Source organism: Burkholderia glumae LMG 2196 = ATCC 33617 (assembly GCF_000960995.1).
Lineage (GTDB): Bacteria > Pseudomonadota > Gammaproteobacteria > Burkholderiales > Burkholderiaceae > Burkholderia > Burkholderia glumae.
In genome coordinates, this window is sequence record NZ_CP009434.1 from 2,075,436 (window position 1) to 2,082,699 (window position 7,264).

4 protein-coding genes and 1 pseudogene are annotated in these 7,264 nt (G+C 74.0%); 4 read left to right on the forward strand and 1 reads right to left on the reverse strand.

Annotated elements, in window-relative coordinates; all coding sequences use genetic code 11:
- Positions 1-8 precede the first annotated feature (8 nt).
- The 4 genes and pseudogenes from KS03_RS09640 to KS03_RS09655 all read left to right on the forward strand — a co-directional run.
- Complete coding sequence (locus KS03_RS09640) at positions 9-2,390, forward strand: DUF802 domain-containing protein (protein WP_039202095.1); 2,382 nt, start codon at positions 9-11, stop codon at positions 2,388-2,390.
- Entirely contained in the window at positions 2,387-3,097 is a 711-nt protein-coding gene (locus tag KS03_RS09645; protein WP_012733702.1) for an OmpA family protein, read from the forward strand. The genes KS03_RS09640 and KS03_RS09645 overlap by 4 nt, the downstream gene beginning before the upstream one ends.
- A complete protein-coding gene (locus tag KS03_RS09650; protein WP_080763613.1) occupies positions 3,090-3,761 on the forward strand; it encodes a DUF2894 domain-containing protein in 672 nt (223 codons plus the stop codon). The genes KS03_RS09645 and KS03_RS09650 overlap by 8 nt, the downstream gene beginning before the upstream one ends.
- 353 nt (positions 3,762-4,114) lie before the next feature.
- Positions 4,115-5,847 (forward strand): annotated as a pseudogene (locus KS03_RS09655) (methyl-accepting chemotaxis protein); the annotation flags it as partial.
- Here KS03_RS09655 and KS03_RS09660 read toward each other — a convergent pair.
- Positions 5,792-7,108, reverse strand: coding sequence for a tetratricopeptide repeat protein (locus tag KS03_RS09660; protein ID WP_012733699.1), 1,317 nt, complete (start codon positions 7,106-7,108; stop codon positions 5,792-5,794). The pseudogene KS03_RS09655 and the gene KS03_RS09660 sit on opposite strands and share 56 nt — an antisense overlap.
- Positions 7,109-7,264: the final 156 nt, after the last annotated feature.

The window sequence follows — 7,264 nt, forward strand, 5'->3', positions numbered from 1 at the left end:
CAAACCTTATGTCCCGACTTCGTATCGATCTCCTCGTGTTCCTCGCCGGCCTCGCCGTGGTGTGCTGGATCGGCGCCGGCTACCTCGCCACCAATCCGCTGGCGCTGGCCGTCACGGCCCTGATCGCGGCCTGCTACGCGGGCGGCGCGTTCGAGCTGCACCGCTACCGGCAGGCCACCGCGAACCTCGCGCGCGCGCTCGCCCTGCCGGCCGCGCCGGCATCGGCCGGCGCCTGGCTCGACACGCTGCATCCCAGCCTGCGCGGCGCCGTGCGCGCGCGCCTGGACGGCGAGCGCGCCGCGCTGCCCGGCCCCGCGCTTACGCCCTATCTGGTCGGCCTACTGGTGCTGCTCGGCATGCTCGGCACGCTGCTCGGCATGGTGGCGACGCTGCGCGGCACCAGCGCCGCGCTCGACGGCGCCACCGGCCTCGACGCGATCCGTGTCGCGCTCTACGCGCCGATCCGCGGGCTCGGCTTCGCGTTCGGCACCTCGATCGCCGGCGTGGCGAGTTCCGCCATGCTCGGGCTGCTCTCCGCGCTGTGCCGCCGCGAGCGGCTGCAGGTGGCGCAGCGGCTGGACGCGCAGCTCGCCACCACGCTGCGCCCGTTCACGCAGGCGCAGCAGCGCGAGGCCGGCTTGGTGCTGATGCAGCGGCAGGCCGAGGCGCTGCCCACGCTGGTCGCGCGCCTGGAAACCCTGATCGCCGGCATCGAGCGCCAGAGCACCACGCTCGGCGAGCAGCAGATGGCCGGCCAGCAGGCGTTTCTCGCCAATGCCGAGGCAAGCTACACGCGGCTGGCCGCCACGCTCGGCGCGGCCTTGACGGCGAGCGCTGAGCACAGCGCGCGCGCGGCCGGCTCCGCCATCGCGCCGGCAGTGGAGGCGGCCATGGCCGGCCTCGCGCGCGAGAGCGCCGCACTGCACGGCACGCTCACGCAGGCCGTGCAGCGCCAGCTCGACGGCCTCAGCGCCGGCTTCGAGGCCAATGCCACGCGCGTGGCCGGCATCTGGACCGAGGCGCTCGACGCCCAGCGCCGCTGGGGCGACACGCTCGCGCACGACCTGCGCGGCGCCCTGGACGGCTTCAACAGCAGCTTCGAGGCCCGCTCGGCGGCCCTGCTGCGCGAGCTAGGCGCGCAGCAGGCGAAGGCCGCCGAGGGCGTCTCGCAGGCCTGGCAAGCCGCGCTCGCGCGCCAGGAGCAAAGCGGCGAGAAGCTGGCCGGCGACCAGCGGCAGGCGCTCGCGGCCGCGGCGGACGCCTTCGGGCGGCAGGCGGCGCAGCTGCTGCACGAGCTGGGCACGGCGCAGGCCGAGTGGCAGGCGCGGCTCGCCGAGCGCGACGACACGCGGCTCGCGGCCTGGACGGCCGAACTCGCCGCGCTCGGCGCGGCGCTGCGCGGCGAATGGCATACCCTCAACGCGCAGGCGGTGCAGCAGCAGCAGGCCGTCTGCGCCACGCTCGAGCGCACCGCCGGCACGCTCGTCGCGCAGGCCGAGACGCAGACCAGCCGCACGCTCGCCGAGCTCACGCGCGCGGCCGACACCGCGTCGGCCGCGTGGCTCGCCGCGAGCACGCAGGCCGCGCAGCGCCAGGAAGCCGTGTGCGACGCGCTCGCCAGGAACGCCGGCGAGATCGCCGCGCATACCGAAGCGCAGGCGCACGGCACCCTCGCCGGGATCACGCGCGCGGCCGAGGCCAACGCCTCGGCATGGAAGGCGGCGTCGGCCGAGGCCGCCGAACGCCAGCAGGCCATCTGCGACGCGCTGGCGAAGACCGCCGCCGAGATCGCCGCCCACACCGAGACCCATGCCAACGGCACCCTCGCCGAGATCGCGCGGCTCGCCGAGGCGGCCGCCGAGGCGCCGCGCGCGGCCGCGGAGGTCGTCGCCGAGCTGCGCCGCAAGCTCTCCGAGAGCATGGTGCAGGACACGGCGATGCTCGAGGAGCGCGCGCGCCTGCTCTCGACCGTCGCCACGCTGCTCGACGCCGTCAGCCACGCGAGCACCGAGCAGCGCGGCGCCATCGACGCGCTGGTGCAGACCTCCGCCGGCCTGATGGAGCGCGTGGGCGCGCGCTTCGACGAGCAGGTCGCGGCCGGCGCGCAGGCGCTCGACGGGGTGGCCGCGCAGGTCACCGGCAGCGCGGTCGAGATGGCCAGCCTGGCCGAGGCGTTCGGCCAGGCCGTGCAGCAGTTCGGCGCGACCAACGATCAGCTGATGGCGCAGCTGCAGCGCATCGAGGCGGCGCTCGACCAGTCGCTCGCGCGCAGCGACGAGCAGCTCGCGTACTACGTCGCGCAGGCCAAGGACGTGATCGACCTGAGCCTGCTCTCGCAGAAGCAGATCGTCGACAACCTGCAGCGCATCGGCGGGGCCAACGCGGCATGAACGAGGAAATCGAAGGCGGCGCGGAGCCGACCGCCCCCGTCTGGGCCGCGTTCGGCGACCTGATGGCGGCCCTGCTCGGCGCGTTCGTGCTGATCCTGGTCGGCGTGATCGGGATGCAGCTCGAGGCCTCGTCGCGGCTCGCCGACGAGATCAAGCAGCGGCAGCTCGAGACGCAGCGGCGCAAGACGCTCGAGCAGGCGCTGGCCGGCCCGCTCGCGGCCGGCCGCGTGACGCTGGTGGACGGCCGCATCGGCATCAGCGGCAACGTGCTGTTCGCGGTCAATTCCGACCAGCTGCAGCCGCAGGGGCGCGCGCTGCTGCGCAGCCTGGCCGGGCCGCTGAGCGCCTATCTGCGCGACCGCGACCAGATCCTGATGGTCAGCGGTTTCGCCGACGACCAGCAGGTCCACGCCGGCAATGCCCGCTTCGCCGACAACTGGGAGCTCTCGGCCGAGCGCGCGCTGACGGTCACGCGCGCCTTCATCGAGGCCGGCGTGCCCGCCGGGTCGGTGTTCGCGGCGGCCTTCGGCTCCGAGCAGCCGGTCAGCTCGAACGCCGACGAGGCGGGCCGCGCGAAAAACCGCCGCGTGGAGATCGCCGCGGTGCCGCGTCCGGCGGGCCCGGCCGCCCATGCCAAGGCGGCCGCGGGGGCCGCGACGGGAGCGTCGGGGGGCCCGGCCGGCGCGGCGGGCAAGGCACATGAATGAGGGCTTCGCGCCCGCGCGCGGCCAGGCCCCGGCATCGGCCGGCGCGGCCCACGGCGAGGCCAGCGCCGGCGCCGCCGCGGTCGAGGCCCGGCTCGCCGCGTGGCGCGCGCAAGGCGCCGACCGGCTCGCGCCGGTGCGTTTCGCCGCGCTCGTCGCGCTGGCCCGGCGTGCCGGCGCGCACGCCGGCACGGCGCGGCGCGTGCTGGACGCGCGCCTGGCCGCCCTGCTCGCCGACTACGCGGCCATCATCGAGCGCGCGGCGGCGCGCGAGCCCGCCGCCGCGCGGGCCGCGGCGCGGCCGGCCGGCCGCGCATTCGCGATGCTGGCCGGCGACATGGCGCGCGGCGCGCGCCGTGAGCCGCCCGTCGAGCTGCTCGATTATTTCCGCGAAGCCTGGTCGAGGCTCAGCGCCGACCAGCAGGTGCAGCGCTCGCTCGATCGCGTGCCGAAAAACGCCGGGCCGCTCAATTCGAGCAGCCTCGTGCATCGCGCGCTGCTGCTGATGCGCGAGCTGTCGCCCGAGTATCTGCGCCAGTTCCTCGTCTATGCCGACGCGCTGTCGTGGCTCGAGGACCTGCATGGCGAGGCGGCCACGGCGCACCGGGAAGCGCCGCGCGCCAAGGCCGGCGCGCCGAAGCAGGCCCGCCGCACGAAGGTGCGTTAGCCGCGCGGCGCGGCCGCGTGCTGCAAGGTGTTGCCGCATCGGGAGGCCACGCTCGCATGCCGCCCCGACCCGCCCGCCCCACCCCACCACCCCAGTCGCGACGGACCGCTGCCGCCGCGCGGCCCCCGCACGATCGTGCTCAGCGGTGTCGCCGCGGCCGCGCACCCGGCGCCCGGCCGGGAAACTGTTAAATAAAGACAAATCCAAAAGCAAACCTTTGCGCAACTCAACCTGCGTCGCCGCGCGCCGTTATCCAATTCAGATGGCTTTCATCGCCACGACCGACAGCCCGAGCACGTCGGCATTGAGAGAACTTCTTTCATGTCTCGGGAAAACTTTCGGAAGCGATGGGTATGAGCAAGCAGAACATGTCGGTCAAGACAAAACTCTATGGTGCGTTCGCCGTGCTGGCGGCGGTGGTCGCGATGGTCTCGGTGATCTCGCTGACGATGCTCGGCAGCGCCAACGATCGCTTCGTGCAGTTCGTGTCGGGCGTCGACGCGCGCGCCACGACGGCGCAGCAGGTGCGCAACGCCGTGAACCGGCGCGCCATCGCGGCGCGCAACATGGCGATCGCCGTGCGCCCCGCCGATTTCGAGCTGGAAAAGGGCGTGGAGGCGCAGGCGCAGCAGGACGTCGAAGCCAGCCTCGCGAAGCTCAACACGATGATCGCGAACAGCCGGGACGCCAGCGAGAAGGTGCGCACGCTGGTCGGCGAGATCAACCGGATCGAGGCCGCCTACAGCCCGGTGGCCAAGGGCATCGTCGATCTCGCCGTGGCCGGCAAGCGCGACGACGCGATCACCAAGATCAACGACGAGTGCCGGCCGCTGCTGGCCGCGCTGGTCAAGGCCACCGACGCCTTTCAGGCCGCCACGCACGAGCGCGCCGACGAACTGGTGCGCGAGTCCGAGCAGCACTATGGGCTGCAGCGCAACCTGCTGGTGGCGATCTGCCTCGCGGCGATCGCGATGGCGATGATCGCGGGCCTGCTGATCACGCGCGGCCTGCTGCGCTCGCTCGGCGCCGAGCCGGACGATCTGAACGCGGTGGCGCGCCGCGTGGCCGGTGGCGACCTGAGCCGCGTGGCGGGCGGCGAACAGGCACCGGAGGGCAGCGTGCTCGCCTCGATGGCGCAGATGCAGGCCAGCCTCGTGCAGCTGATCGGCCAGGTCCGCGCGGCCGCCGACGGCATCGCCACCGGGTCGAGCCAGATCGCCTCGGGCAACGTCGACCTCTCGGCGCGCACCGAGCAGCAGGCCGCCTCGCTGCAGGAAACCGCCTCCAGCATGGAGCAGCTGACTTCCACCGTGCGCCAGAACGCCGAGAACTCGAAGCAGGCCAGCCTGCTCTCGACCAATGCCTCCGAGGTGGCCGTGAAGGGCAGCCAGGTGGTGGGCCAGGTGGTCAGCACGATGGGCGACATCAGCGCCAGCTCCTCGCGCATCGCCGACATCACCGGCATCATCGAGAGCATCGCGTTCCAGACCAACATCCTCGCGCTGAACGCGGCGGTGGAAGCGGCGCGCGCCGGCGAACAGGGGCGCGGCTTCGCGGTGGTGGCCAGCGAAGTGCGCTCGCTCGCCCAGCGCTCGTCGGTGGCGGCCAAGGAGATCAAGGAACTGATCGGCGAATCGGTGCGCAAGGTCGCGGAAGGCTCGTCGCTCGCGACCGCGGCCGGCTCGACCATGACCGAGGTCACGCAGGCGGTGGCGCGCGTGACCGACATCATGGGCGAGATCGCCTCGGCCTCGCAGGAACAGAGCCGCGGCATCGAGCAGGTCAACCTCGCCATCACGCAGATGGACTCCGTCACGCAGCAGAACGCGGCGCTGGTCGAGGAAGCGGCGGCGGCATCGAAGTCGCTCGAAGGCCAGGGCCGCCATCTGACCGAGGCGGTGGCGTTCTTCCGCATGGGCCAGATGGCGTAGCCGCCACCCCCGCCATACCCGCGGCGGCGAAGCCCGGCACGGCTCGGCCGCGCCGCGGGCGGCGGCGCGCCACGGCAAGGCCGCCGCCGGCCTCGCGCCTCAGCGGCGCGCCGCCGGCGCCTTCGCCCACGCCTGCAGCGCCCGCGCGAGCCGCGCCACGACGCGCGCCCAAGCTTCGTCGCCCCACTGCCGGAACAGGCGCACGCAGCCCGGATACCACGGCGAATCCTCGCGCGCCTGCATCCAGCGCCAGTCCAGGTCGCGCGCGGGCAGCAGCACCCAGCACGGCACGCCGAGCGAGGCGGCCAGATGCACGACGGCCGTATCGACGCCGATCAGCAGATCGAGCTGCGCGATCACGGCCGCGCTGTCGGCCAGGTCGGCCACCCTTGCGCCGAGCGGCAGCAGCGGCTGGCCGGCGGGCGGCCGCTCGGCCTCCTGCTCGCCCGCGCCTTTCTGCAGGCTGATGAAATCGATGCCGGGCACGGCCCACAGCGGCGCGAGCGCGTCGAGCGCCGGCAGCGAGCGGTTGGCGTCGTTGTGATGGTGCGGATTGCCCTTCCAGACGAGGCCGACCTTCCGGCCGGCAGCCAGCCCCGCGAGCGGCGCCCGCCAGCGCGCGAGGCTGGCGGCGTCCACGCGCGGCGCCAGCGGCGCGGGGATCGTATCGACGCTGGTGCCGAAGTGCGCGGGCGCGCTCATCAGGCTCGTCCAGCAATCGTAACGCGCCGCCCCGGCCTGCGCGGCGTCGTGATCGAGCACGGCGTCGACTCCGTCCATGCCGGCGAGCAGGCGGTGCAGCGCGCGCATGCAGGCCACCGTCACCTGCCGCGCGCCGGCCGCCTTCAGCATCGGCAGATAACGGGCGAACTGGATCATGTCGCCGAGGCCGTCCTCCTGCCACACCAGCACGGCGCGCCCCGCGAGCGGCTCGCCCAGCCAGCGCGGGCAGGCCAGCCGCCGCGCCGTCTCGGCATGCACGAAGCGCGGGTGCGCGTAGCGCGATTCGTAGCGCCGCCAGCCTTCCTCGTAGCGGCCAGCGGCCAGCAGCAGCGTGGCCAGGCCGAACTGCGCGTCCGGATAGTCGGGACGCAGCGCGAGCGCGCGCCGGTAGGCGGCCTCGGCTTCGTCGAGGCGGCCGGACTGGCGGGTGATGCTGCCGAGGTTGTAGTGCGCCTCGGGCAGGCCCGGATCGAGCATCGCGGCCAGGCGCACGTGGGTCTCGGCTTCCGGCAGGCGGCCCAGCACTTCCAGCACGTTGCCGAGATTGCTGTGCGCCGCGGCCGCGTTCGGCAGCAGGTCCAGCACGCGGCGATATTCGAGCTCGGCTTCGGCGTAGCGATCCGCGCGCACCAGCAACCGGGCGCGGTCGAAATGCAGCTGGGCCGGATCGGGATCGGCAGGCGGAACGGACATCGGGGCGGGCGGCGGCGTGTTGCGAAGCGCACACCTTACCGCAAGCCGGACCGCTGCGGCGGCGTGACGTGCGGGCCGCTGGCCGCGCCCCGCGCGAGCCCGGCACGGACCGCGCGCGCCGCTTGCCCGGCCGTGCCGATCCGTGCCGATCCATGC

Excerpts from the sequence above, each read along its gene's own strand:
- KS03_RS09660 (WP_012733699.1), bottom strand. The coding sequence starts at position 7,108 with ATGTCCGTTCCGCCTGCCGATCCCGATCCGGCCCAGCTGCATTTCGAC.
- KS03_RS09645 (WP_012733702.1), top strand. The coding sequence starts at position 2,387 with ATGAACGAGGAAATCGAAGGCGGCGCGGAGCCGACCGCCCCCGTCTGG.
- KS03_RS09650 (WP_080763613.1), top strand. The coding sequence starts at position 3,090 with ATGAATGAGGGCTTCGCGCCCGCGCGCGGCCAGGCCCCGGCATCGGCC.
- KS03_RS09640 (WP_039202095.1), top strand. The coding sequence starts at position 9 with ATGTCCCGACTTCGTATCGATCTCCTCGTGTTCCTCGCCGGCCTCGCC.